The following is a 23,528-nucleotide window of genomic DNA, read 5'->3' on the forward strand; positions in this document are numbered from 1 at the left end:
GGTCCCCGTGCCCGCGGCGCGGGCGGTGAAATTCGACTGCGCGCGCCCTCGTGCCTCCGCATACTGGCGGTCTCCGACTTCCAGAATCCGAAGGAACGTTCCCGCGTGCAGGCTGCCGTCACCGTCACCCCCGCTCAGATCCCCGAACTGCTGCTCGGCCTCGCCACCGTGCGGCCCGTGTTCCTGTGGGGAGCGCCCGGGATCGGCAAGTCGTCGCTCGTACGGAAGTTCGCCGAGTCCCTGGGGCTGGAGTGCGTCAGCCTCCTCGGGACCCAGCTCGCGCCGGAGGACCTCATCGGGGTGCCCCAGATCCGGGACGGCCGGTCCGTGTTCTGCCCGCCCGAGTCCATCGCCCGTGACGAGCCGTACTGCCTGTTCCTCGACGAGCTCAACGCGGCGACCCCCGATGTGCAGAAGGCCTTCTACTCGCTGATCCTGGACCGGCGCATCGGCTCGTACGAGCTGCCCGCCGGATCGATCGTCATCGGGGCCGGCAACCGTGCCACGGACAACGCGCTGGCGCGGCCCATCGCCTCCGCCCTCGTCAACCGCCTCACCCACGTCCACCTTCGGGCCTCGGCCGCGGACTGGCTGGTGTGGGCGGGCGAGAACGGCGTCCACCCGTGGGTGACGGACTACCTCGTCGACCGCCCCGACCACCTGTGGTCGCAGCCGCCCAAGACCGAGGAGCCGTTCTCCACGCCCCGCTCGTGGCACATGCTCTCGGACGCCCTGCACTCCTTCGGGCCGGAGATCGACGAGGAGACGCTGAAGGTCGTCGTGCACGGCACGCTGACACCTGCTCATGCCGTCTCCTTCTGCGGCTACGCGAAGATCGTCCGTCACTCCTTCGGTATCGAGGCGATCCTCAAGGGGGACGCCTCCTGGCCGGGGCGGCCCGAGGACCGCGACCTGCTGTACTACCTGGCCGACGCGTTCCGAGGACGCCTGGTGAAGGAACTGCCGCGCCAGAAGGAGCACGTCTCGCCGTCGCTGCGGCAGACCGCGTACCGGGCCAAGTCGCTGCTCGTACAGCTCGCCGAGATCTCGGTCGAGGTCGCGCAGACCGTCATCGCGGACGACGCCGACGGGCTGCCCGTGCTGCCCGCGTGGTTCCTCGTGGACGCCGCGCGGGACATGCCCCGGCTGGTCGAGGCCCGGCGGTGAAGGGGGCCGGCGGGCGCCGGGGCGGCGGCAAGGACGGGAAGAGCACGTCCGACCCTGCCACCGAGGCCTTCGCCGCCGGGCTCGCTCTCGTCAAGCGCAACCCGGCGTTCGCCGCCGTCGAGGCGTCCGTGTGCCGCCAGGCCAAGTGCGCGCTGACCCCGGCCGCGGGACTGGCCACCGTCACCTCGAACGGCGCCATCCACGTACACCCCACCAAACGGGCCGATCCGGCGGAGTGGGCGTGGGTGCTGGCCCACTGTCTGCTGCACCTCGGTTTCGGGCATGTGCCCGCCTCGGCGGACGAACCGCGTGAACAACCCGACCGCTTCGACCTCGCGGCACGCTGCGCGGTCGTCAACCGCTTCCTGCTCACCCACCCGGTCGGCATGCCTCCCACCGCCCTGCCGGAGTCCTTCCCGGGCGGCGACGAGGAACTGCTCGCCGCGCGGTGGCGCCGCGACGGCATCCCCGCCGCCCACGAACACTGCGGCACCGCGGGCGAGCATCCCGACCAGGTCCTCACCACCTGGAACGCATGGAACAACTCCGCGGTCCCGGACTGGGAGAACGCCTTCGCACACGCGCTGACCCGCAGTGTGTCCGCCGCGATGGACGTGGCCGGCGGGCGCCGCGACCGGGTCACCGGAGAGCTCGCGCCCCAGCGGCCCTGGGACCGCGCGCTGAACTGGTTCGTCTCCTCCTATCCCCTGCTGGGCGGGCTCGCCGCGGGCCTGAAGATCGTGGCCGACGCCGAACTGGCCCGGACGCAGGACATCGCCGTCGCGGCGGTCAGCCCGGTCGCGGGCGAGATCTACATCAACCCACTGTGCAGGTTCACCGACGAGGAATGGCGTTTCGTCCTCGCGCACGAGATGCTGCACGCCGCGCTGCGCCACGGCGAACGCCGAGGAGGCCGCGACCCGTTCCTCTTCAACGTCGCCGCCGACCACGTCGTCAATGACTGGCTCGTCCAGATGCGCGTCGGCGACATGCCCCAAGGGCTGCTGTACGACTCGGACCTGCGGGGCCTGTCCGCCGAGGAGGTGTACGACCGCATCGTGCACGACCTGCGCCGCCGCCGCAGGCTCGCGACGCTGCGGGGCAAGGGCACCGGCGACATCCTCGGCGAGCCGCTGCCGCACGCCGGTGCCCGGCCGTACACGGACCTGGACGAGTTCTACCGGCGCGGGCTGGTGCAGGGCCTCGACCTGCACCAGTACGGCGAGCGCGGCCTCCTGCCCGCCGGACTGGTCCAGGAGATCCGCGCCCTGGCGCACCCGCCCGTGCCGTGGGACGCGCGACTGGCCCGCTGGTTCGACGAGTACGTCCCCCGGCCGGAGCCCGTACGCTCCTATGCACGCCCGGCACGGCGGCAGGCCTCGACCCCCGACATCCCGCGCGCGGGACGGTACTTTCCGCCCCAGGAGACGGCCCGCTGCACCTTCGGCGTCGTCCTGGACACCTCCGGCTCCATGAACAGTTCCTTGCTCGGCAAGGCGCTCGGCGCCATCGCCTCGTACGCCGAGGCACGCGACGTACCCGCGGCGCGCGTCGTCTTCTGCGACGCCGCTCCCTACGACGCCGGCTACCTGCCACCCACCGAGATCGCCGGCCGGGTGCGGATACGCGGCCGAGGCGGCACCGAACTCCAGCCGGGCGTGGACCTGTTGCAACGGGCGGACGACTTTCCGCCGGGCGCGCCGGTCCTCGTCATCACGGACGGCTGGTGCGACGTCCTGCGGATCCGACGCGAGCACGCCTATCTCATCCCGCAGGGCGCGTCGCTGCCGTTCACCCCGCGCGGCCCGGTGTTCCGGCTGGCCCATTGACTGCCCGCGACTCACCGTCGGCGGGCCTCGCTGCGCTTGATCGAGGAGCCGCGGCATTCCGTCGGGAGTCACTGAAGCCCGGTCCTTCGTGTGCCGTCGACGCTCTGGAGCCGGACGTGGGCACGGCCGCCGACCGGTACGGAGTCGCGCCCACGACGGCATCGCCGTGTACGGCGCCGGCGTCCGGTCAGCTGGGGAAGGAGAAGTAGAGCGCCTCGCTGTAGAAGGACGCGAAGTGGCTCTGCCAGTCGGCACGCAGTGAGGTCAGCCACGCCTCGTTCCGACCGGCCAGCGCCGCCTCGGCCTCGGCCACGGTGTCGGGGATGTCCTCGGCCACCAGGCGTTGCACGCTCGCTGCCGGATCGTCGCCGTCCATCGAGATGATCTCACCGGTCTCGAGGATGAAGTACGCCGCCTGCTGCTTCTCGAGGTGGGCCGTGGTCCTGGCCACACAGTCGGCGAACTCGGCGTCGCCCTCCAGGCCCTTCCCGACCGTGTGCAGGAGGTCACGGAGCAGGGCCGCCCCGCCGGCGTAGTCCGCGGCGATACCGATGCGAGGGTTCCAGATCATGGACGGGACGATCGTCGTCCCGCGCCCGACCAAGAGCTTGTGCGCAAGCGGAACATCCCAGTTGTGCTCGGATATGCACCGAATCCGCTCGGGGATCTCCGCCTCGTCCGGCGTCGAGTCAGCGGAATAGAGATACGAACGATTTGCCATGGTGGCGACGCTAACACCGAGGACCGACAACACCGTTCCCGGCGGCCTCGGCCCAGCCGCGCGAGCCCCCGGCCGCCGCGAGGTCCCACGCCGGTCAGCCGTCCAGCATCGCCGCTCCGTATCCCACCGGCGCCGACAGGAACAGGAACAGCCAGTCGCGGTCCTGGGCCTCCACCTTGAACACGCGCGCCATGTCACCCGTGTTGTTGCTGAAGACGTGCCACGCGTCGCCGAAGTCGCCTCCGTACGGGGCGACGGCGAGCAGGCAGAGGCCGAGGAGCGTGCCCAGGTAGGCGCCCAGCGGGGCGGCCAGGGCACAGACCACGGCGACCGTCTGGCTGTTCTTGCTGTACGTTCCGGCGACGAGCCCGGTGACACCGGCCACCAGTAACGCGCCCCAAGTCATCAGGTCTTCCTGGTCCTTGACGACATAGGCCCAGCCCACGGACAGGCAGACCGTCATGCCGAGTGCGATCAGGACGCCTGTGCCCTCGTCGTCGTTGCCCGACTCGCTCATCCCGTCCCCCTTCGAGATGCGGATGCCTCCGCGACCCGGGATCTCCGTCCACCTTCGAGGAGAGACAGAGCCCCGGGGTTGAGCGGTTCCCCGTACGCGCCCGTCCGACACGCGACGGCATGGGCGGACGACCGGATCCGGCCACCACCGGGTCAGGCCCCCGGCAGCGCGTCCTGCTGTACGGGCGCCGTGCTGCCGCGTTCGATGAGTTCGGGCAGGGGCATCCGCACGGTACGGGGCGGGCCGCCGTCAAGGAGGGTGGTGAGTTCGCGTGCCGCGAGGCGGCCGAAGGCGACCGGGTCCCGGGAGAGCGCGGTCAGCCACGGGGCGGTCAGCCTGCACAGCGCGGAGTCCTCCCAGGACACCACCGACACATCGCCCGGGACCCGGACCTCCAGGCCTGTCGCCACGGCCACCCCGGCCGCCGCCATCACGTCGTTGTCGTAGATCAGCGCGGTCGGCGGGTCGTCCAGCTCCAGGACCCGGCGGGTGGCGGCGGCGCCCTCCGTGTCGGAGTAGTCCGTGGTCACCGAGCGCACCCCGGTCAGGCCGCGCCGGTCGGCCTCCAGGCGCAGGGAGCGGATGCGGCGGTCGGTGTGCGCGAGTGAGGGCAGGCCGGCGATGTGCACGATGCGCCGGTGCCCCAGCTCGTGCAGACGGCCCACGATGGCCGCCATCGCGCCCGCGTCGTCGGCGCGGACCTGGGAGAGGCCGGGGTGGGGGCCGGTGTCGGTACCGGGGAGGGCGCCGATGACGACGCCGGGCAGGCCGAGTTCGTCGAGGAGGGCGACGCGGGGGTCGTCGGTGCGCGGGTCCACGACGAGCACGCCGTCGACGCGGTGTTCGGCCCACCAGCGCCGGTAGACCCCGCACTCGTCCGCCACGTCGTCCACCACCTGGAAGAGCAGGCCGAGATGACGCTCGGACAGCACTTCCTGGATGCCGGAGATCAGCTGGAGGAAGAAGGAGTCCACGCCGAGGTTGGCCGCCGGGCGCGCCACGACGAGGCCGACGGTGGCCGAGCCCTCGCCGGACAGGGCGCGGGCGGCGGCGCTCGGGCGCCAGCCCAGCTGTTCGGCGACGCGCCGCACCCGGGCTCGGGTGATCTCGGAGACACCGGGCCGGTCGTTGAGCGCGAAGGAGACGGCGCTCTCCGAGACACCGGCCCGCTGGGCGATGTCCTTCATGGTCGGCCGCTTCGAAGCCACCCGTGCCTCACTTCCTGCCCTGCCGGGGTATTGACGGGCCGTCGGGTCCGCTCGCCCCGGGAGCATCGTAGAGCTTCCCGGCTGTTTGGTCGAGAGAGGATAGTCAGATGACTAATGCGCTTGAGTCCAAGGCACCTAAAGCGCATTAGTAAGCGCCCGTCAATAGCGCGCTACACCTCTCTGACCTGCGCTGATGTGGTCACTGGAGATTACGTTCCGGTGAATGTATTGACTTTGAGCTCCAGTGCAATGCAGGGTCTGTCGGGCGAACGCGGCCCGCCGGGTCAGGGACTCCGGGGCCTCCGTCCGCGCGCCTGGTCCGAGCAAAGGAGCCGTTCACCGTGCACATCTCCCGCAGAGCAGTCGCCGCTGCTGCCGTCCTCGCCACCGTCCTGCCGCTGAGCGCGTGCGGCGGCGGGGGATCCGGCTCGGACTCGTCCGACGCCTCGGGCAAGGTCGAAGGGAAGATCACCTTCCAGACCTGGAACCTCCAGGCGAACTTCAAGGGCTACTTCAACGGGGTGATCGCGGACTTCGAGAAGAAGTACCCGGGCACCGAGGTCAAGTGGGTCGACCGCCCCGGCGAGGGCTACGCGGACAAGATCAGCGCGGACGCGGCCGGCGGCACCCTGCCCGACGTCGTCAACGTCTCGCCGGACCTGGTGGCTCCGCTGGCCAAGGCCGGCCTCGCCCTCGACCTCGACAAGGCCGCGCCGAAGTACCGCAAGGAGTACCTGGACGGCGCCTGGAAGAGCCACCAGATACCCGGCACCGAGGGCACGTACGCCTTCCCCTGGTACCTGAACACCGGCCCGATGTTCTACAACAAGCGCCTGTTCAAGGACGCCGGACTCGACCCGCAGAAGCCGCCGGCCACCTACGACGAGGTGTTCGCGGACGGCCTGGAACTGGCGGAGAAGAGCAACGGCAAGGTCGCCACCCTCGCCAACGTCCCCACCATCGAGGACTTCGGGCGGTACGGCGGACAGCTGATGAACAAGGAGGGCACGGGCTTCGCCTTCAACGACGCGAAGGGCGTCGAACTCCTCACGCACTACAAGGAGTTGTACGACGCCAAGGCGCTCGATCCGCAGGCGCTGACCGCGACCCCCGAGTCCTCGGGCCACAAGTTCCTCACCGAGTCCGTGGCGATGAACCCGGGCAGCGCGCTGGACCTGGCCAACTTCAAGAAGCAGGCTCCGAGCCTCTACAAGAACATCGGGATCACCGACCAGGTCAGCAACACCGGCAAGGCCAACATGTACGTCATGGGCGTCATGGTGAACGCGCAGACCAAGCGCAAGCCCGCCGCCGTGGCCTTCGCGCACTATGTGACCGACGCGACCCGCCAGATGGAGTTCGCCAAGCAGGTCGCCATCTTCCCGAGCACCGCCGGCTCGCTCGACGACCCGTACTTCACCAAGGAGGACGGGACGGACGAGACCCGGGTCCGGGTCGCTGCCGCGAAGTCCTTGAAGACGGCCGTCAATTACACCCCGGTGCTGTTCAGCGAGCAGATGAAGACCGAGCTGCGCAACCAGATCGCCAAGGCGCTGCAGGGGAAGCAGAGCCCCAAGGAAGCTCTTGACAACGCTGTCAAGGCGTGTGACCGGCTGTTGCAGCAGAGCTGAGCCCCCTCATGAACTCCCCCACCCCCACCGCCGCGGCGGGCCGGCCCACCGGCCGGATCCGCCGCCATCTGCCCCTCAGTCCCTGGCTGTTCGCCGCGCCCGGTCTGATTGTGGTCGGCGCCTTCAGCCTCTACCCGTTCTTCAGCACGCTGGTGAACTCCTTCACGGACCGGCGGACGCTGGTCCCCGGCTCGTTCGTCGGCCTGGCGAACTTCCGGGAGCTGCTGCACGACGAGATGTTCTGGACCGGCCTGCGCAACAGCGTGCTGTACGTCGTCGGCGTCGTTCCCGCACTCGTCATCCTGCCGCTGCTGCTGGCGATGCTCGTCCAGCGGCACATCCCCGGCATCACCTTCTTCCGGTCGGCCTTCTACACCCCGGTCGTCGCGTCCATCGTGGTCGTCGGCCTGATCTGGGTGTGGATGCTGGACGACCGCGGGCTGGTCAACGCGGTCCTGGAGGCCGTCGGTATCGGCAAGGTCGGCTTCCTGAGCGACCAGTGGCTGCTGCTGGGCAGCGCGATGACGGTCACGGTCTGGAAGGGCCTCGGCTACTACATGATCATCTACCTGGCCGCTCTCGCGAACGTACCGAGGGAGCTGCACGAGGCCGCGTCCGTGGACGGCGCCGGAGTCGTACGCCGCTTCTTCACGGTCACCGTGCCCGCCATCCGCTCCACGATGGTGCTGGTCGCGGCCCTCTCATCGGTCTCCGCCTTCAAGGTGTTCTCCGAGGTCTACCTGATGGCCGGCCCCTCCGGTGGACCGGCGGGCGAGGACACCACCCTGGTCATGCTCGTCCAGCGGGTCGGCACCGGGCTGAGCGGGCGGGTCGGTTACGCCTCCGCCATCTCGGTCGTCATCTTCGTCGTCACCGTCGGCCTCATGCTGCTGGTGCTGCGCGCCGACCGCAAGGAGGACGCGTGAGCTTCCTGAAGACCACCGACGCCGAGGGCCGGCGCCTCCCCGTCTGGCAGCTCGTGCTGCGGTACGTGCTGCTGCTGGCGGTCCTGGCGCTGACCGTCGGGCCGTTCCTGTGGCAGCTGTCGACCTCGCTGAAGGGGCCGAACGAGGACATCTTCAGCTCCCCGCCGAAGTTCCTCCCCAGCGATCCGACCCTGGACAACTACAGCCGGGTCGCCGACACGATCCCGGTCTGGGACTACGCGCTGAACTCGCTCAAGGTCGCCTCCGCAAACGTGGTCACCAACTGCGTCGGCTCGGCGCTCGCGGGGTACGCCCTGGCGAGGCTCCGCTACCGGGGGCGCAGGGCCGCGACGCTGGCGTTCATCCTCGCCATGCTCGTACCCGTGGAGGGCATCATCATCGCCCAGTTCACCACCATGCGTGACCTGGGGCTGAACAACACCCTGCTCGGCGTGCTGCTGCCGGGATCGGTCGGCGCGATGAACGTCCTGCTGATGCGCAACGCGTTCCTGAACCTTCCCGTGGAGATCGAGGAGGCGGCGTTCGTGGACGGTGCCAACGTCTGGCAGCGCTTCCTGCGGATCGCGCTGCCTTCCGTCAAGGGCACCCTCGCCGTCGTCGCGATCTTCGCCTTCATGGGCTCCTGGGACGACTTCCTGTGGCCGCTGATCGTCCTCAGCGACCCGGAGAACTTCACCCTGACCATCGGCCTGAACTACCTGCACGGCACCTTCGCCAACGACGAACGGCTCGTCGCGGCGGGCACGATCATCGCCGTGCTGCCGCTCATCGTCCTCTTCGCCGGGCTGCAGCGCTTCTTCTTCCGGGGCGTCGGCGAAGGCGCCGTCAAGGGCTGATCCCGGCCGCCCCCACGTACCACTAGAACCAGGACTCCTGTTCCGTATGAGCACCTCCCCCTTGCGTTTCGGCGCCAACTACACGCCCAGCCAGGGCTGGTTCCACCACTGGCTGGACTTCGACCTCGACACCGTGCGCGCCGACCTGGACTCGATCGCCGGCCTCGGCCTCGACCACATCCGGGTCTTCCCGCTCTGGCCGCTCTTCCAGCCCAACCGCACCCTGATCCGCCCTCGCGCCGTGGAGCAGCTCGTCCAGCTCGCCGACGCCGCCGCCGAACGCGGCCTCGACACCTGCGTGGACGGGCTCCAGGGCCACCTGTCGAGCTTCGACTTCCTGCCCGCCTGGACCGGTACGTGGCACCGGCGCAACCTCTTCACCGACCCGGACGTCCTCTCCGGGCAGGCCGAGTACCTGCGCACCCTGGCCGCCGCCCTCGCCGACCGGCCGCACTTCATCGGGATGACCCTCGGCAACGAGATCAACCAGTTCTCCGGCGACCCGCACCCCGACCCCGACCGCATCACGCCCGAGCAGGCGGACGCCTGGCTGACCCGGATGCTGGAAGCCTGCGAGGAGGGGGCGCCCGGCAAGCTCCACCTGCACGCGGAGTACGACGCCGCCTGGTACCAGGACGACCACGCCTTCACCCCGGCGCACGCGGCGCGCAAGGGCGCCGTCACCGCCGTGCACTCCTGGGTCTTCAACGGCACCGCCCAGCGCCACGGCCGTACCGGCACCGCCACCGAGCACCACGCCGCCTACCTCATCGAACTCTCCAAGGCATGGGCGCTCGACCCGCACCGGCCGGTCTGGCTCCAGGAGGTCGGCGCGCCGGCCCCGCTGATCCCCGCCGAGCACGCCGCCGCGTTCACCGAGGCGACCGTGGCCAACGCCCTGGACTGCGAGGACGTGTGGGGCGTCACCTGGTGGTGCTCCCACGACGTGTCCCGCTCGCTGGCCGACTTCCCGGAGCTGGAGTACAGCCTCGGGCTGCTGACCAACGACCGCCGGGTCAAGCCGGCGGGCCGCGCCATCACCAGGATCGTCGAGGAACAGCGTGCCCGCACCCACCGGCCCGCGCCCCGGACCACGGCCCTCGTCGTCGACACCGGGGACGACGAGACCGCGCCCCGCCGCTCCGTCTGCGCCCCCGGCGGTGCGGTCTTCGAGGCCTTCACCCGGCTCACCGCCGACGGCGTCCGCCCCACCACCGTCCTCGCGAGCAAGGCGTCCGACCAGGACCACCTTGCTGCCCGGGGCATCACCAAGGTCGTCACGCCCGAAGAGGTCAGCTGACCCGCGTCACCCCGCACCGCACCGGAATCGAACCCGCACGATACGGAGCACACCATGACCCAGCCCCAGCGGCGCCCGTCCGCCCCCAGCCGCCGCACCGTGGTCCTCGCCGGAGCCGGAACCGCCGCCGCCCTCCTGACGCCCGGCCTCACCACGACCGCGCACGCCGCCGGCCCGGCCGCTGACCAGCCCTGTGCCTCGTACTGGTTTCCCGACTCGCTGCCCGACGGCACGCCCGGCGACGGCATCACCTGGCGAAGCCTCAAGGCCTGGCGCCCCGAGACCGACCCGGACCTGCCGTTCAACACCGCGTCCGTACCGCTCGCCGACCGCTTCACCCCGGCCCCGGCCAACACCACGGCCCGGACCGACCAGGCGCGGATCACCTCCCTGGTCGCCTTCGGGAACACCGCGGGCAACCCCTCCCAGGGCTCGGCCACCGCCGACTACTACGCCCTGAACCACTGGGCGTACATCGACGAGCTGGTCTTCTGGGGCGGCTCGGCCGGCGAGGGCCTGATCCTGGCGCCGAACGCCCCGGTCGTCGACGCGGCCCACCGACACGGTGTGCCCGCCCTCGGGACCGTGTTCCTGCCGCCCGTGCACCACGGCGGCGACCTGCGCTGGACCCGGGACCTCGTACAGCGCGACGCGGCCGGGCGCTTCCCACTGGCCGCGAAGCTGGTGGAGGCGGCCGTCGCGCACGGCTTCGACGGCTGGTTCCTCAACGCCGAGACCGAGGGCGGGGACGCCGCGCTCGGCGCCGAGATGCTCGCCTTCGTCACCGATCTGCGGGCGCGCAGCGACGCGGCGGGGCTGCGCATCATCTGGTACGACGCGATGACGGTGCGGGGCGAGGTCGGCTGGCAGGGCGCGCTCAACGCCGAGAACACCGCGCTGTTCAGGGAGGCGGACTCGATGTTCGTGGACTTCCGCTGGACGCCCGCCTCGCTCGTCTCCTCCGCCGAGAACGCCGAGGCCGCCGGACGCAGCCGCTACGCCCTGTGGGCGGGCGTCGACGTCGAGTCCAAGGGCTGGGACGCGCCGGTCGACTGGGACGCGATCATTCCGGCCGACCGGCCGCACACCGTCGGCTACGGCTTCTACCGGCCGGAGTGGACCCGCAGCCATCTCCCGGAGGACCGTACGCCCGCTCAGTTCCACGCCGCCGACCAGCGGTTCTGGACCGGGCGGTCCCTGGACCCGGCCCGGCCGGACCGTACGGACAGCTGGCGCGCGCCCGCGACGGCGGTGGCCGACCGCTCGACGGTGGACCGGCTGCCGTTCGCCACCACGTTCAACACCGGCCACGGCCTGCGCTGGTACGAGAACGGCAGGGTCGCCTCGGACGCGGAGTGGAACCACCTCGGGGTCCAGGACCGGTTGCCGGGCCGTCGCTGGGTCGTCCGCACCGACGGCCGGCGCCCGTCCGTGGGCTTCGACTTCGCGGACGCCTGGCGCGGGGGCAGCAGCCTGCTGGTCGCCGGGGAGCCGGGCGCCCCGGTCACCGTCGAACTCCACCGCACCCGGCTGCCGCTGTCCCGGCGCACCGTCGTGGAGCTGACGCACCGCACCGACGCGGGCTCGGGCCCGGTCACCGTCGAGCTGGCCGTCGCACTGCACGAGCCGGACCGGCCGGGCGACCCGGTCGCGTACGCCTACGTCCCGGCGGGCGAACTCCGGACGGGCGGCAGCGGATGGACCACCACCACGCTGCGGCTGAACTCCCTCTCCGGGACGGTGCGCGCGCTCGGGGTGCGCCTCACGGCGGCCGGTCCGGTGCGCTGGCGGCTCGGTGCCCTGGCCGTACGGAACCGGGCCGAGACGCCGGGCGCACCGGCCGGGCTGCGTGTCACCGGCGCGTCCCGGGGCGCCGACGGCACCGACCTGCGTCTGCGCTGGCGCCGCGCACCCGGCGCCCCGCGCCACTACGAGCTCCACAGGGTCCTGCCCGACGGCACCCGGCGCTTCCTGGGCGCCACCGCCTCCACCGCGTTCTTCGTGCCCGGTCTGCGCCGGGAACCGGGCGAGAAAGCCGCTCGTTTCCAGGTCAGGGCTGTTGGCGAGCTGTACACGACCTCCGGCAGCGCCTCCACCGCGCACCGCTGGTAACCACCCCCCACCCGACCCACCACTCACAACGGAGTCCCCCTCATGCACGACGACCGCAGCCTGGTCGAAGCCCGTCTCAAGCGCGTCCTCGACGAGCGCATCCGGCCCGCCGTATACCCGGAGTCCGTCCCTCTGGACGTCGCCGTCTGGAACGCGCCGGGCGAGCCCGTCCCCGTCGCCGACGGCCTTGCCGGGCCCACCGGGCCGATCGCGGTCGGCGACCGGTGGGGCGCACCGTGGGGCACGTCCTGGTTCAAGGTCTCCGGCACGGTGCCTGAGGCCTGGGCGGGCCGGACCGTGGAGGCGCTGCTCGACCTCGGCTTCGACGAGAACATGCCGGGCTTCCAGTGCGAGGGCCTGGTCTACCGCCCCGACGGCACCCCGGTGAAGGGCCTCAACCCGCGCAACCAGTGGGTGCGGGTGGGCGCCCCGGTGGCGGGCGGCGAGGAGGTGCTGCTGCACATCGAGGCGGCGTCCAACCCGGTGATCCTCGACTACCACCCCTTCCTGCCGACGCAGCTGGGTGACAGGGAGACCGCCGGCGACGAGCCCCAGTACAGGCTGGCCCGGATGGACCTCGCCGTCTTCGACGAGGACGTGTGGAACCTGGTCCAGGACCTGGAGGTGCTCGGCGAGCTGATGCAGGAGCTGCCCGTCGAGGGCGCCCGCCGCTGGGACGTCCTGCGCGCCGTCGGCCGGGCGCTGGACGCGGTCGACCTCCAGGACGTGGGCGGCACGGCGGCCGCGGCGTGCGCGGAGCTGGCCGAGGTCCTCGCTACGCCCGCCGTGCCCTCCGCCCACCGCATCAGCGCGGTCGGCCACGCCCACATCGACTCCGCCTGGCTGTGGCCGCTGCGCGAGACGGTCCGCAAGGTGGCCCGTACGACGTCCAACATGACCGCCCTCCTGGAGGACGAGCCGGACTTCGTCTTCGCGATGTCGCAGGCCCAGCAGTTCGCCTGGATCAAGGAGCACCGTCCCGAGGTCTACGCGAAGGTCAAGGCAGCGGTCGCGGAGGGGCGGTTCGTGCCGTCCGGCGGCATGTGGGTCGAGTCCGACACGAACATGCCGGGCTCCGAGGCGATGGCCCGGCAGTTCGTGCACGGCAAGCGGTTCTTCCTCGACGAGTTCGGCATCGAGAACGACGAGGCGTGGCTGCCCGACACCTTCGGGTTCGCGGCCGGACTGCCCCAGATCATCAAGGCCGCGGGCTCCAAGTGGCTGCTCACGCAGAAGATCTCGTGGAGCCAGACCAACAAGTTCCCGCATCACACCTTCCAGTGGGAGGGCATCGACGGCACCCGGATCTTCACGCACTTCCCGCCCGTCGACACGTACAACTGCTCGATGAAGGGCAGCGAGATCGCCCACGCTGCGACGAACTTCAAGGACAAGGGCGTCGCCCAGCACTCGCTGGCGCCGACCGGCTGGGGTGACGGGGGCGGTGGCACCACCCGCGAGATGATCGCCAAGGCGGCCCGGTTGCGGAGTCTGGAGGGCTCGGCGACGGTGACGTGGGAGACCCCCGCGGACTTCTTCACCAAGGCCGAGGCCGAATACCCGAACGCGCCGGTGTGGGTCGGCGAGCTGTACCTGGAGCTGCACCGCGCCACGCTCACCAGCCAGGCGAAGACGAAGCAGGGCAACCGCCGCAGCGAGCACCTGCTCCGCGAGGCCGAGCTGTGGGCCGCCACCGCCGCTGTCCGGACCGGCTTCGCATACCCGTACGAGCAGCTGGACCGGATCTGGAAGACGGTGCTGCTGCACCAGTTCCACGACATCCTGCCCGGCTCCTCGATCGCCTGGGTGCACCGCGAGGCCGAGAAGACGTACGCGGCCGTCGCCGAGGAGCTGACCGGCATCATCGACGCCGCGCAGCGCGCCCTGGCCGGTGACCCCGCGGGCGGCCGGGCCCTCGTGTTCAACGCGGCGCCGCACGCCCGCGGCGGCGTCCCCGCCGGAGCGGCGGCCACCGCCGCGACGGCCGGCACCACCCGGTCCGCCCCGCGCGAGGGCGGCGGCCATGTGCTCGACAACGGCCTGCTCCGGGTGGAGATCGACGGCCGGGGCCTGGTCGTCTCCGCGTACGACATCGCCGCGGATCGCGAGACCGTCGCTCCGGGCGCCGCCGCGAACCTGCTCCAGATCCACCCCGACTTCCCGAACATGTGGGACGCGTGGGACGTCGACGCGTTCTACCGCAACACGGTCACGGACCTGACGGATCTCGACGAACTGGCCCCGGTGGCGCACGGCGTACGGATCGTCCGCAGCTTCGGCGACTCGAAGGTGACCCAGCTGCTCACCCTGGAGCCGGGCGCCAAGCGGCTCGACATCGACACCGAGGTCGACTGGCACGAGACGGAGAAGTTCCTGAAGGCCGCGTTCCCGCTGGACGTGCACGCCGAGCGGTACGCGTCCGAGACGCAGTTCGGGCACTTCTACCGGCCCACCCACACCAACACCAGCTGGGAGGCGGCCAAGTTCGAGGCGTGCAACCACCGCTTCGTCCACCTGGAGGAGCCGGGCTGGGGCGTCGCCCTCGTCAACGACTCCACGTACGGGCATGACGTGACGCGCAGCGTCCGGGACGCGGACGCGGGGACGACCACCACCGTGCGGGTCTCGCTGCTGCGGGCGCCGCGCTTCCCCGACCCGGAGACCGACCAGGGTGTGCACCGCTTCCGTCATGCGCTGGTGCCCGGCGCGGCGATCGGCGACGCGGTCCGCGAGGGGTTCCGGGTGAACCTGCCGGAGCGCCTGACCACCGGTGAGCGCGAGGTGGCCCCGCTGGTGGGCGTCGACAACGACGCGGTCGTGGTCAGCGCGGTCAAGCTGGCGGACGACGGGAGCGGCGACGTCGTCGTGCGGCTCTACGAGTCGACGGGCGGACGCGCGAAGGTGAACCTGACCGCCGGCTTCCGGGCCACGGGCGTCGTGGCGACCGACCTGCTGGAGCGGCCGCTGTCCGACACCCCGGCGCCCGAGAGGGACGGCGACGGCGTGCGGTTGTCCCTGCGCCCCTTCGAGCTGGTGACGCTGCGGCTGACGACCGGCTGACCCCCGGCAAGGCCGGTCGCACGTCTGGCCGCCGCGCGGCGGCCTGACGTGCGACCGGGCGGGAGGGTTCCGTGTGGGATTGAAGTGCTTTGCGCCCCGGTATAGGAACGCCATGACCACTCATGAGATCGGGCCGCGTCTGGTGGACGGGCGGCTGATGTACAACCGGGCCGTCCGCGTGGACGACCCGCGCAGTTGGCTGTTCGTGTCCGGGCACGAAGCGCGCGACGACGAGGGAGGCATCGCCCACCGGGGCGACATGGCCGGGCAGATGCGACTGACACTCCGGCGGCTGGGTGAAACCGTGGCGGAGGCGGGGATGACGATGGCGGACGTGGTGCAGATCCGGATCGTCACCACCGACCTCGCTTCGTGCACCTCCCGGTACGACGTGCTGATGGACGGACTCGCGGCTGTGGGTTGCAGGCCTGCCAGCCTCCTGGCGGAGGTCAGCGCACTGTCCGACCCGGACATGCTCATCGAGATCGAGGCCGTGGCGGTGCGCTGAACCGGGCCTTCTCGCGTACGCACCTCAGGACATGCTGCCCCGGCACACCGTCCCCGGGGCCGGGGTCCGGCCCGTACGGAGGTACCGGTCGACGTTCTTCTTGACGCAGCGGTTCTGCGGGTATGTGCCGTGGCCCTCCTCCTCGGCCGTCAGAAGCACGCCGACGCCGTCGCCCAGGGCGCGGGCCATGTGGCGGGCACCGGAGTACGGGGTGTTGGGGTCGCCGGTGCCACCGACCACGAGGACCGGCGCCGCGCCGTCGGCGTTCACCTGGAGCGTGGTGTGCTCGCCGTCGAACGGCCAGTCGTAGCAGAGGTAGACGGAGCTGGACCAGGCCGCACCGAAGACGGGTGAGGCGGCTTCGACGCGGGCCTCGGCCTTGTCGAGACGTTCGCCGCCGGGGCGCAGGCTGGAGTCCGCGCAGGTGATCGCGGTCAGGGCTGCGCGACTGTTGTCGGGCGGGGTCGCCGAGCGGTCGGCGGAGCCGCTGTCGTCCGAGCCCTTGCTCAGCGGACGGCCGTCGTTGTCGTCGATCAGCGCGGTGAGGGCCTTGGCGAGTGTCGGCCAGCCGTCGGTGCCCAGGTCGAGGTGGTCGCTGACGGCGTACGCGAGGTCGTCGGCGTCGAGGGTCCTTCCGCCGCCGGCCGGGGCGGGCTTCTTCTCCAGGCGGTCGGCCAGACGCGCCATGCGTCGCTCGGCCTCCTCGGGCCCGTCGCCGGTCGGGCAGTGCCGGATGCGGGCCGCGCAGTGCGTGGCGAACCGGTCGAACGCCGCCTGGACCGCCTTGGCCTGCGCCACCTGGTCCTCGACGCGGTCCTCGGTCGGGTCGACGGACGCTTCGAGGACAACCCGTCCGACGTGCGCCGGGTACAGGTGGGCGTAGACCGCGCCGAGCGCCGTTCCGTACGAGACCCCGAAGTAGTGTAGCCGCTCGTCACCAAGGAGGTAGCGCATCAGGTCGAGGTCGCGTGCGGTGTGCGAGGTCCCGATGTACGGGAGGAGCGCCCCGGAGTGCTTGGCGCAGGCTTCCGCGCCCTCGTAGCCGGTGTCGTCCGCGGTCTTCCCGCAGCGCACGGGGAGGGTCGCGCCCACGCCGCGCGGGTCGAAGGAGACCAGGTCGTAGCGGTCCAGCAGCAGCTCGTACTGATTGAGGAAATCGGGCAGTCCGGTTACGCCGGACACACCGGGGCCACCGAAGTTGAGGACGAGCGAACCGATGCGCCGGGCGTTCGGCCCGGTGGCCTTGCGGCGGATCAGGGCGACATCGATCGTCCTGCCGTCCGGCTTCCGGTAGTCGAGGGGCGCCTTCATCGTGGCGCAGTCGTAGCCCGTGCGCGCGGTGGGCGGCGAGGTGCAGCGGGACCAGCGGAGGTGCTGGCCGGTGGTGAGCGCGGTGGGCAGACCCGCGGGCGGATTCTTCGCGGTGAACTCCGTACGCGGCTCCGCGCTCGGGCCCGCAGCGTCGTGCTTGAGCCAGGCACCGACGGCACCGATCGCGGCGAGGAGGACCCCGGCGACGATGAGCGCACCCGCCGAGAGGCCCGGTCTGCGGCTTCGTATCGGATCTGCGTCACTCATCGAAAGTCCCCGCGCTCCCGTTTTTGGACGCCCGCCCCGTGCCCCTATGCGTGATCGTCCGGTCGTCGAAGCGTACAAGCCGTCTCCGACAGCACGGCTCACACCCCTCGCGCACGACAGGCCTGTCGGCGATCGTCCAGGAAGCGGATGTCGTGGGGTTCTGAACTGCTGTGGGCAGAGCGCGTATGAGTGAGTCGTCATGCATGGGAGTGAGCAGGGTGGTGCGGGTGGATGGCGTGAGGATGTGGGACCTCACCGAACAGGACGAGCAGGTGTTGCGGGCCGTGGGTGCCCATCAGGGTGGGCTGGCGTCGCGGGATCTGAAGGCCCGGTGTGCGGACGGCTTGGACCATGATGCAGAAGCGTGGGCTTCGCGTAAGCGTGGGTTGACGGGGGCGTCGTCGTCGCGGATCGCTGGGGCGGTCACGAAGGCGTCACATGATCAGTGGGCGCTGGCGAGGCGGTGCTTGGCCGCGCGCATCCGCTCCTTGGAGGCCGGGATCAGGACCTTGCGGCACCGGTTGTCGCTCCTGGTCGGGGCCAAAGGCACCAAGCGCGCAGCGGGCGGATATCGGTCCAGGGGTGAGTGGGGTTCCAGAAGTCGCGTCGCCTCAAGACCCTGGAGGACCGGCTGGCGGCTGCTGTTGCGGACTGGCGGTCGGGGCGGGTCCGGATCGTGCGCGGTGGGAAGCGCCTGTTGAACACCCGCCATCACCTGACCGAGGCCGGGCTGAGCGAGGATGAGTGGCGTCAGCGGTGGGAGGCGGAGCGGTGGTTCCTGGCGGCGGATGGTGAGTCGGGCAAGCGGTACGGGAACGAGACGATCCGCGTCACCCCGGACGGCCGGGTCAGCATCAAGCTGCCCGCCCCCTTGGCTCACCTGGCCAACAGCGCACACGGCCGCTACACCCTCACCTCCACGGTCGGGTTCGCGCACCGGGGTGTGGAGTGGGCCGACCGTGTCGAGGCGAACCGTGCTGTGTCCTACCACATCCACTACGACACCGGCCGGGGGCGCTGGTATCTGACCGCGTCCTGGCAGAAACCAGTGGTGCAGACCGTCCCGTTGGAGGCGGCGCGGGCGGGGGGTGTGATCGGTGTGGACACCAACGCCGGCCACTTCGCCGCCTACCGCCTCGCCCCCCACGGCAATCCCGTCGGCGAACCCCACCGCTTCGCCTACGACCTGTCCGGAACGATCGCACATCGTGACGCGCAGGTCCGCCACGCCCTCACCCGCCTCCTGCACTGGGCCCGCCGGACCGGTGTCAGCGCGATCGCCATCGAAGACCTGGACTTCGGGGCGGAGAAGACGCGGGAGAAGCACGGCCGGAGGAAGCGATTCCGGCAGCTGATCTCCGGCCTGCCCACCGGCAAGCTCAAGGCACGCCTTGTCTCCATGGCCGCCGAACACGGTCTCGCGATCATCGCGGCCGACCCGGCCTACACCTCGATGTGAGGTGCTCAGCACTGGCAGAAGCCGCTGACCGCCCCGCACCGCAGAATGTCCCGTCACGATGCCGCCAGTATCGCGATTGGGAGACGCGCCCTCGGACACCCGATCCGGCGTCGGACGACACCGCCCTCACACGACCGGAGCGATCGTGTGAGGCATCGGACCGTCCAGGCCGCACCAGGTACCCCAGGGCGTGAGGGACCCCGCCCCCGCATCCCCGGACCACGGACACGATCCGTGCCACCGGACGCGGCGAGAACACGGGCAACCAGGACACCCACAACCGTTCGGGATGTCCGCAGTGCCAGGGCGTGGGTCCAAGACTCACTCCTGCTCACTGAATTAGGAACGGTGAAGCCTGCACCACTGTCGGTGGTTCCGCACCGGCCGAAAGAATCGCCGTCGTCGACCAATCCGGATTCCCGGGCGCAGCGAAATACAGGTCAACAGTCCCTGACGCGCGTAAGGATCAGGAGATGTCCTTCCCCGAGCACCTGAACGGCACCAGCGAGAGCAGCGCTTTGAGCCCCGTCCACGGCCGGCACCCGGTGCGGCGCCCGCGAGCCGCGGTCCTTCTGCTTCACGGCGGGCGGGCCGAGGCACTGGAGCCTCCTGCGGTTGTCAACCTCCCCGCGCTGCGCATGAGGCCTTTCGCCGCGAGTATCCAGCGGGCCGTTGCCCATGAGGACGTCTTCGTGGGTCACGTCCGTTACCGCCACCGCGGCTGGAACGGCGGGAACGCTCATCCCGTCGCGGACACCCGCCGCGCGCTGAGCCAGTTGTACGAGGTCGCGGGCCCCGTTCCCGTCGTGCTCGTCGGTCACTCCATGGGCGCCCGGGCGGCGCTGCGGGTGGCCGGCGACCCGCAGGTGCGGGGCGTGGTCGCGCTGGCCCCGTGGTGCCCACCACATGAGCGGGCCTCGCACCTGGGTGGTCGTACTGTGATCGCCCTCCACGACGAGGCCGACCGGATCACCCGTGCCGGGGACACCTGGGCCTGTCTCTCCCGCGCCCAGGCCGCCGGAGCGCAGGTCTACGGCCTCCGCATGCCCCACGGGGGCCACACCATGATCCGCCACGCCCGCCAGTGGCAGCGCGTCGCCACCGAGGCCACGACGGCGCTTCTCGGTCTCACACCTCTTCCCGCCCCGCTCGGGGAAGCCGGCACATGGTGTGGCCAACCGGCTCCTTGGATCCCCTGACCCAGGAGCCGGCAAGGCGGCAGGCGGGCGATCACAGCAACTCGTTGAGACTGCCGGCGGGCGGTTGCACCGGGCCAGGACGAGGACCGCCAGGGCCGTCACCCTCACACGGCTTCTCGCACGCTCACTCGGCGCTCCCCGAGAGCGCCCCGTACAGGAAAACATCCACCAGCTCCCGCGCACTCAGTTCGGGCTCTTCGTCCGCACGCCGCTGGGTGAAGAGAAGCCCGAAGAAGAGGGCCGCGATCTGCTCAGGGGGCAGGCGGAGGGTCTCTCTGTCGGGCTCCAGCAGCTCCGCGAGTGCCGAACGGACCCGCGTCGTCGACTCGTTGCGTCCCGCACCGCGGACCGGCCCGGGGTGCTTGCCGCCACCGTGCCCCAGCGAGCCGAGGATCGCCCCCATCCTGGACATGTGCGCCTGCAGCGCTTCGGCCGCTTCCACGAGCCGGTCGGGCAGTGGCTGGGACACGTCGATGGCGTCGAGCTCGCGGATCGCGTGGTCGGGTGAGAGCGCCTCGGCCACACACGCCTGCATCAGCTCGTCCTTGTCGGCGAAGACCCGGAAGATCGTGCCCTCTCCGATGCCCGCGGCGCGGGCGATCTTCGCGGTGGTCACCGCAGCACCGTACTCGGCGATCAGCGGGATCGCGGTCTGGATGATCATCGTGCGCCGCTCTTCCGGCGACATGGCGGGGGCGCGACGGCGCGTCGTCCCGTTCTCCTTGGAGGTGGTCATGGAGACGACAATAGGGAGTGAGTGCTCACTCCGTCAATGAGTGAGCACTCACTCCGTCACTGATCATGCGCTCAGTGGTGGCCGTGGGCGGTGCTTGACGCGCCGCCGAACAGTCGCGCGACGGCCCGGAATGGAAGCGTGACAACCGTGGCGATGGCTCCGCCGATGGAACGAAGCACATCTGCAATGGCCTTCAGCATGGAGATCCCTCCGTTCGGTGACACCCCCTGCCGGGGTGCCCTAATGGCCCGCGTACCCGAGTCGTGCACGGAAAAACCCCAGGTGCGATGCGGGCGACGCGGGCGTCCGCCACGCCCTTGGCCGGCCCTGACGTACATATTGCAGAGAACCCTATGCAGAGTGTCCTCTGCAACCTACTCTGTCGGCATGACAGACGAAACGGAGCGAGGGGCGGCCGCCGCTCAGCGCAAGCCCGTCCGGCGCATCGACGCCCGCAGCCTGCGGGGTCTGGCGCACCCCTTGCGCATGAACATTCTCGAAATGCTGGCCCTCGACGGGCCGTACACGGCCACGGGGTTGTCCGCGCGCCTCGGCGAGAACACCGGCACGGTGAGCTGGCACCTGAGGCACCTCGCCCAGCACGGGTTCATCGAGGAGGAGACGGGCCGGGGGACCAAGCGCGAACGCTGGTGGCGCGTCGTCGAGGACACCAAGATCCTGGAGACCGCCGAGTTCCGCGACGACCCCGACACCAAGGGCGCCCTGTCGGTCTACATGCACGAGTTGGTGCAGCAGTACTTCAGCCGGGTCACGAACTACCTGAGCCAGGACTGGGACGGCGAGTGGCAGCGTTCCGGCACCATCTCCGACTGGCGTGACCTGCGTATGACTCCCGAGCAGCTCAAGTCCCTCAACGCGGAGTTGATGGCCGTGATCGCGCGTCACACTCCCGCGCCGGGCGCGGAGGAAGCGCCGGGGACGCTGCCGGTCGTGGTGCAGATCCAGTCGTTCCCCCGCAAAGAGCGGGGCAACTGATGAGCGACGCGATACGTGTCGGTCTGCTGCGCCGGGACCGGGATTTCCGTCTGCTGTGGTGCGGCGAGACCACGGGCAAGTTCGGCTCCTCCGTCACGGCCGTGGCGATGCCCCTGATCGCCGTCTCGACCCTGCACGCCAGCACGTGGGAGGTCGGACTGCTGAGCGCCTCGGCCTGGCTGCCGTGGCTGCTCATCGGTCTTCCGGTCGGAGCGTGGGTGGACCGGGTGCGTCGCAGGCCCGTCATGCTGAGCGCCGCCGCGGTGTCCTTCCTGCTGTTCGCCCTGATCCCGGTCGCGTCCTGGACCGGCCACCTGAACGTCGGCCTGCTGGTGGTCGTCGCTCTGCTGACCGGCACCGCGGCGGTGTTCTTCCAGACCGCGTACACCGCCTACCTTCCCAGCATCCTGGCCCCCGAGGATCAGCCTGAGGGCAACGCGAAACTGCACGGCAGTGCGTCCGCCGCGCAGATCGGCGGTCTCGGCTCCGCCGGCCTGATCGGGCAGGCGGTGGGCGTGGTCAACGCGATGTTCGCCAATGCGGCGACGTTTCTCGTCTCCTTCCTGTGCATCGCGAGCATCCGTAAGCGCGAGCCGCGCCACGAGCGGGCGGGCGACCGCCCCGGGGCTCTGCTGGGAGAAGTCGGCGAGGGCCTTCGGCTGGTCGCCCGCGACCCCTGGATCCGCACGCTGACGTTGTTCGGGGCCTCCTCCAACCTGGCCCTCATGGGCTACCAGTCGATCCAGGTCATCTTCCTCGTCGACACGGTGGGCCTGGCGCCCGGTGCGGTCGGCGGGCTCATCGCAGCTTCCAGCACGGGAGGGGTCGCCGGTGCGTTCGTCGCCCGCCGCCTCGCCGGCCGGATCGGGACCGCACGCGCGATGCTCCTGTTCGAGCTCGGGTTCGCGCTCTTCGCGCTGCTCATCCCGGTCGCGTCCACAGGAGTCGGGCTGCTGCTCTACGTCGCGGGCGGGTTCTGCGTGTCGGCGGGCGTCGTGGCCGGCAACGTGATCAAGTCGAGCTTCCAGCAACGCTATTGCCCGCCGGAACTCCTCGGGCGCCTCACAGCGAGCACTGCCTTCCTCAACTTCGGAACGATCCCCCTGGGCGCCCTGCTCGGCGGCTGGCTGGGAACGGCCTTCGATCTGCGTACGGCCATGTGGATCACGACGGCAGGAGTGCCCCTGGCCGCACTCGTCCTCCTCTTCTCCCCCATCGGCCGCACCCGCGATCTGCCGACGGCTCCCCACGCCACGAACAGCCCGGACCCGGCACACCCCCAGCCGTCGCCGTCCTAGGGGTCACGCAACCGCCTCGGGGTCACGCTTTCGGTCCGCGTCCCGGCGGGTTGGGGCAGGTTGCGTCGTGGATGATCCCGTGTGCCGCGCGGACGAGGGACGCGTTGCCGGCGGCGGGTTCGCCGTCGGGGAGGCGGAGTACGTCTTCCAGGCCGATACGGGTGTGCAGGCGGCGGGCGGCCGCGAGGCGCAGGACGGGCCAGGCGGCGGCGTCCTCGCCGTGCAGGAGGATCGGTGGGGCCGCCGGCCGGAGTGCGGACGTCCACGGCGGCGACGGCCTCACGAGCCGCCACCGCCAACTCGGCGGCGGTCACCGGCAGATGGGCGTACTCGGCGCGGCCGCGGGCGCCGTTGAGGCAGACCTGGAGCATGCCGCCATGGTCACAGACGGCGGGTCGACGTCCCGACAGGCTGCGCCGTCCGCGT

General features: G+C 70.9%; 18 protein-coding genes and 2 pseudogenes. 13 read left to right on the plus strand and 7 right to left on the minus strand.

What is annotated here, in order from left to right; all coding sequences use genetic code 11:
* Positions 1-105: 105 nt before the first annotated feature.
* Together OG242_RS00625 and OG242_RS00630 are read left to right on the plus strand one after the other, a co-directional pair.
* Positions 106-1,167, plus strand: a complete 1,062-nt coding sequence (locus OG242_RS00625; protein WP_405896232.1) for an ATP-binding protein — start codon at positions 106-108, stop codon at positions 1,165-1,167.
* On the plus strand, positions 1,164-2,996 hold the full coding sequence (locus OG242_RS00630; protein WP_405896233.1) for a DUF2201 family putative metallopeptidase: 1,833 nt from the start codon (positions 1,164-1,166) through the stop codon (positions 2,994-2,996). The genes OG242_RS00625 and OG242_RS00630 overlap by 4 nt, the downstream gene beginning before the upstream one ends.
* Positions 2,997-3,183: 187 nt before the next feature.
* On the opposite strand, the gene OG242_RS00635 is transcribed toward OG242_RS00630, so the two are convergent.
* From OG242_RS00635 to OG242_RS00645, 3 genes are all read right to left on the minus strand, one after another.
* Positions 3,184-3,567 (minus strand): hypothetical protein, encoded by a 384-nt coding sequence (locus tag OG242_RS00635; RefSeq protein WP_405896234.1) that lies wholly within the window; start codon positions 3,565-3,567, stop codon positions 3,184-3,186.
* Between the two features lie 244 nt (positions 3,568-3,811).
* Positions 3,812-4,234: a hypothetical protein gene (locus OG242_RS00640; protein ID WP_329021975.1), complete on the minus strand. Its 423-nt coding sequence runs from the start codon at positions 4,232-4,234 to the stop codon at positions 3,812-3,814.
* 152 nt (positions 4,235-4,386) lie between these two features.
* Positions 4,387-5,421, minus strand: coding sequence for a LacI family DNA-binding transcriptional regulator (locus OG242_RS00645; RefSeq protein WP_405901472.1), 1,035 nt, complete (start codon positions 5,419-5,421; stop codon positions 4,387-4,389).
* A 362-nt stretch (positions 5,422-5,783) separates the two neighbouring features.
* Here OG242_RS00645 and OG242_RS00650 point away from each other — a divergent pair, with 362 nt between their 5' ends.
* From OG242_RS00650 to OG242_RS00680, 7 genes are all read left to right on the plus strand, one after another.
* The gene (locus tag OG242_RS00650; protein ID WP_405896235.1) at positions 5,784-7,073 is read left to right on the plus strand and encodes an ABC transporter substrate-binding protein; all 1,290 of its coding nucleotides are present in this window, start codon (positions 5,784-5,786) and stop codon (positions 7,071-7,073) included.
* Between the two features lie 8 nt (positions 7,074-7,081).
* Positions 7,082-7,999 (plus strand): carbohydrate ABC transporter permease, encoded by a 918-nt coding sequence (locus tag OG242_RS00655; protein WP_405896236.1) that lies wholly within the window; start codon positions 7,082-7,084, stop codon positions 7,997-7,999.
* On the plus strand, positions 7,996-8,856 hold the full coding sequence (locus OG242_RS00660; protein WP_405896237.1) for a carbohydrate ABC transporter permease: 861 nt from the start codon (positions 7,996-7,998) through the stop codon (positions 8,854-8,856). The genes OG242_RS00655 and OG242_RS00660 overlap by 4 nt, the downstream gene beginning before the upstream one ends.
* 46 nt (positions 8,857-8,902) lie before the next feature.
* Positions 8,903-10,156, plus strand: a complete 1,254-nt coding sequence (locus OG242_RS00665; RefSeq protein ID WP_405896238.1) for a glycosyl hydrolase — start codon at positions 8,903-8,905, stop codon at positions 10,154-10,156.
* 54 nt (positions 10,157-10,210) lie between these two features.
* Complete coding sequence (locus OG242_RS00670) at positions 10,211-12,268, plus strand: endo-beta-N-acetylglucosaminidase (protein WP_405896239.1); 2,058 nt, start codon at positions 10,211-10,213, stop codon at positions 12,266-12,268.
* A 42-nt stretch (positions 12,269-12,310) separates the two neighbouring features.
* Positions 12,311-15,328, plus strand: a complete 3,018-nt coding sequence (locus OG242_RS00675; protein WP_405896240.1) for an alpha-mannosidase — start codon at positions 12,311-12,313, stop codon at positions 15,326-15,328.
* A gap of 112 nt (positions 15,329-15,440) precedes the next feature.
* Complete coding sequence (locus tag OG242_RS00680) at positions 15,441-15,836, plus strand: Rid family hydrolase (protein ID WP_405896241.1); 396 nt, start codon at positions 15,441-15,443, stop codon at positions 15,834-15,836.
* Positions 15,837-15,860: 24 nt separating this feature from the next.
* Here OG242_RS00680 and OG242_RS00685 read toward each other — a convergent pair whose 3' ends face one another.
* Positions 15,861-17,414: an alpha/beta hydrolase gene (locus OG242_RS00685; RefSeq protein ID WP_405896242.1), complete on the minus strand. Its 1,554-nt coding sequence runs from the start codon at positions 17,412-17,414 to the stop codon at positions 15,861-15,863.
* Between the two features lie 251 nt (positions 17,415-17,665).
* Here OG242_RS00685 and OG242_RS00690 point away from each other — a divergent pair.
* Positions 17,666-19,212, plus strand: a pseudogene (locus OG242_RS00690) (IS200/IS605 family accessory protein TnpB-related protein); the annotation flags it as partial.
* 353 nt (positions 19,213-19,565) lie between these two features.
* Positions 19,566-20,072 (plus strand): serine aminopeptidase domain-containing protein, encoded by a 507-nt coding sequence (locus tag OG242_RS00695; protein WP_405896243.1) that lies wholly within the window; start codon positions 19,566-19,568, stop codon positions 20,070-20,072.
* A 124-nt stretch (positions 20,073-20,196) separates the two neighbouring features.
* On the opposite strand, the gene OG242_RS00700 is transcribed toward OG242_RS00695, so the two are convergent.
* Positions 20,197-20,808, minus strand: a complete 612-nt coding sequence (locus OG242_RS00700) for a TetR/AcrR family transcriptional regulator (RefSeq protein ID WP_405896244.1) — start codon at positions 20,806-20,808, stop codon at positions 20,197-20,199.
* A 71-nt stretch (positions 20,809-20,879) separates the two neighbouring features.
* A complete protein-coding gene (locus tag OG242_RS00705; protein ID WP_275589843.1) occupies positions 20,880-21,008 on the minus strand; it encodes an LPFR motif small protein in 129 nt (42 codons plus the stop codon).
* A 187-nt stretch (positions 21,009-21,195) separates the two neighbouring features.
* On the opposite strand from OG242_RS00705, the gene OG242_RS00710 reads away from it, so the two are divergent.
* Both OG242_RS00710 and OG242_RS00715 read left to right on the plus strand, forming a co-directional pair.
* Entirely contained in the window at positions 21,196-21,804 is a 609-nt protein-coding gene (locus tag OG242_RS00710) for a helix-turn-helix domain-containing protein (RefSeq protein ID WP_405896245.1), read from the plus strand.
* Positions 21,804-23,102, plus strand: a complete 1,299-nt coding sequence (locus tag OG242_RS00715; protein WP_405896246.1) for an MFS transporter — start codon at positions 21,804-21,806, stop codon at positions 23,100-23,102. Before OG242_RS00710 ends, OG242_RS00715 begins: the two co-directional genes overlap by 1 nt.
* Positions 23,103-23,124: 22 nt before the next feature.
* On the opposite strand, the pseudogene OG242_RS00720 reads toward OG242_RS00715, so the two are convergent.
* Positions 23,125-23,346: pseudogene (locus OG242_RS00720) on the minus strand (3-keto-5-aminohexanoate cleavage protein); the annotation flags it as partial.
* Positions 23,347-23,528: the final 182 nt, after the last annotated feature.

This window comes from Streptomyces sp. NBC_00727, from assembly GCF_045161745.1.
In the GTDB taxonomy this organism is placed as follows: Bacteria; Actinomycetota; Actinomycetes; order Streptomycetales; family Streptomycetaceae; genus Streptomyces.

Coding starts and splice junctions, on each gene's coding strand:
- OG242_RS00635 (WP_405896234.1), bottom strand. CDS start 3,567: ATGATCTGGAACCCTCGCATCGGTATCGCCGCGGACTACGCCGGCGGG.
- OG242_RS00640 (WP_329021975.1), bottom strand. CDS start 4,234: ATGAGCGAGTCGGGCAACGACGACGAGGGCACAGGCGTCCTGATCGCA.
- OG242_RS00645 (WP_405901472.1), bottom strand. CDS start 5,421: ATGAAGGACATCGCCCAGCGGGCCGGTGTCTCGGAGAGCGCCGTCTCC.
- OG242_RS00655 (WP_405896236.1), top strand. CDS start 7,082: ATGAACTCCCCCACCCCCACCGCCGCGGCGGGCCGGCCCACCGGCCGG.
- OG242_RS00665 (WP_405896238.1), top strand. CDS start 8,903: ATGAGCACCTCCCCCTTGCGTTTCGGCGCCAACTACACGCCCAGCCAG.
- OG242_RS00670 (WP_405896239.1), top strand. CDS start 10,211: ATGACCCAGCCCCAGCGGCGCCCGTCCGCCCCCAGCCGCCGCACCGTG.
- OG242_RS00675 (WP_405896240.1), top strand. CDS start 12,311: ATGCACGACGACCGCAGCCTGGTCGAAGCCCGTCTCAAGCGCGTCCTC.
- OG242_RS00680 (WP_405896241.1), top strand. CDS start 15,441: ATGACCACTCATGAGATCGGGCCGCGTCTGGTGGACGGGCGGCTGATG.
- OG242_RS00685 (WP_405896242.1), bottom strand. CDS start 17,414: ATGAGTGACGCAGATCCGATACGAAGCCGCAGACCGGGCCTCTCGGCG.
- OG242_RS00700 (WP_405896244.1), bottom strand. CDS start 20,808: ATGACCACCTCCAAGGAGAACGGGACGACGCGCCGTCGCGCCCCCGCC.
- OG242_RS00705 (WP_275589843.1), bottom strand. CDS start 21,008: ATGCTGAAGGCCATTGCAGATGTGCTTCGTTCCATCGGCGGAGCCATC.
- OG242_RS00710 (WP_405896245.1), top strand. CDS start 21,196: ATGACAGACGAAACGGAGCGAGGGGCGGCCGCCGCTCAGCGCAAGCCC.
- OG242_RS00715 (WP_405896246.1), top strand. CDS start 21,804: ATGAGCGACGCGATACGTGTCGGTCTGCTGCGCCGGGACCGGGATTTC.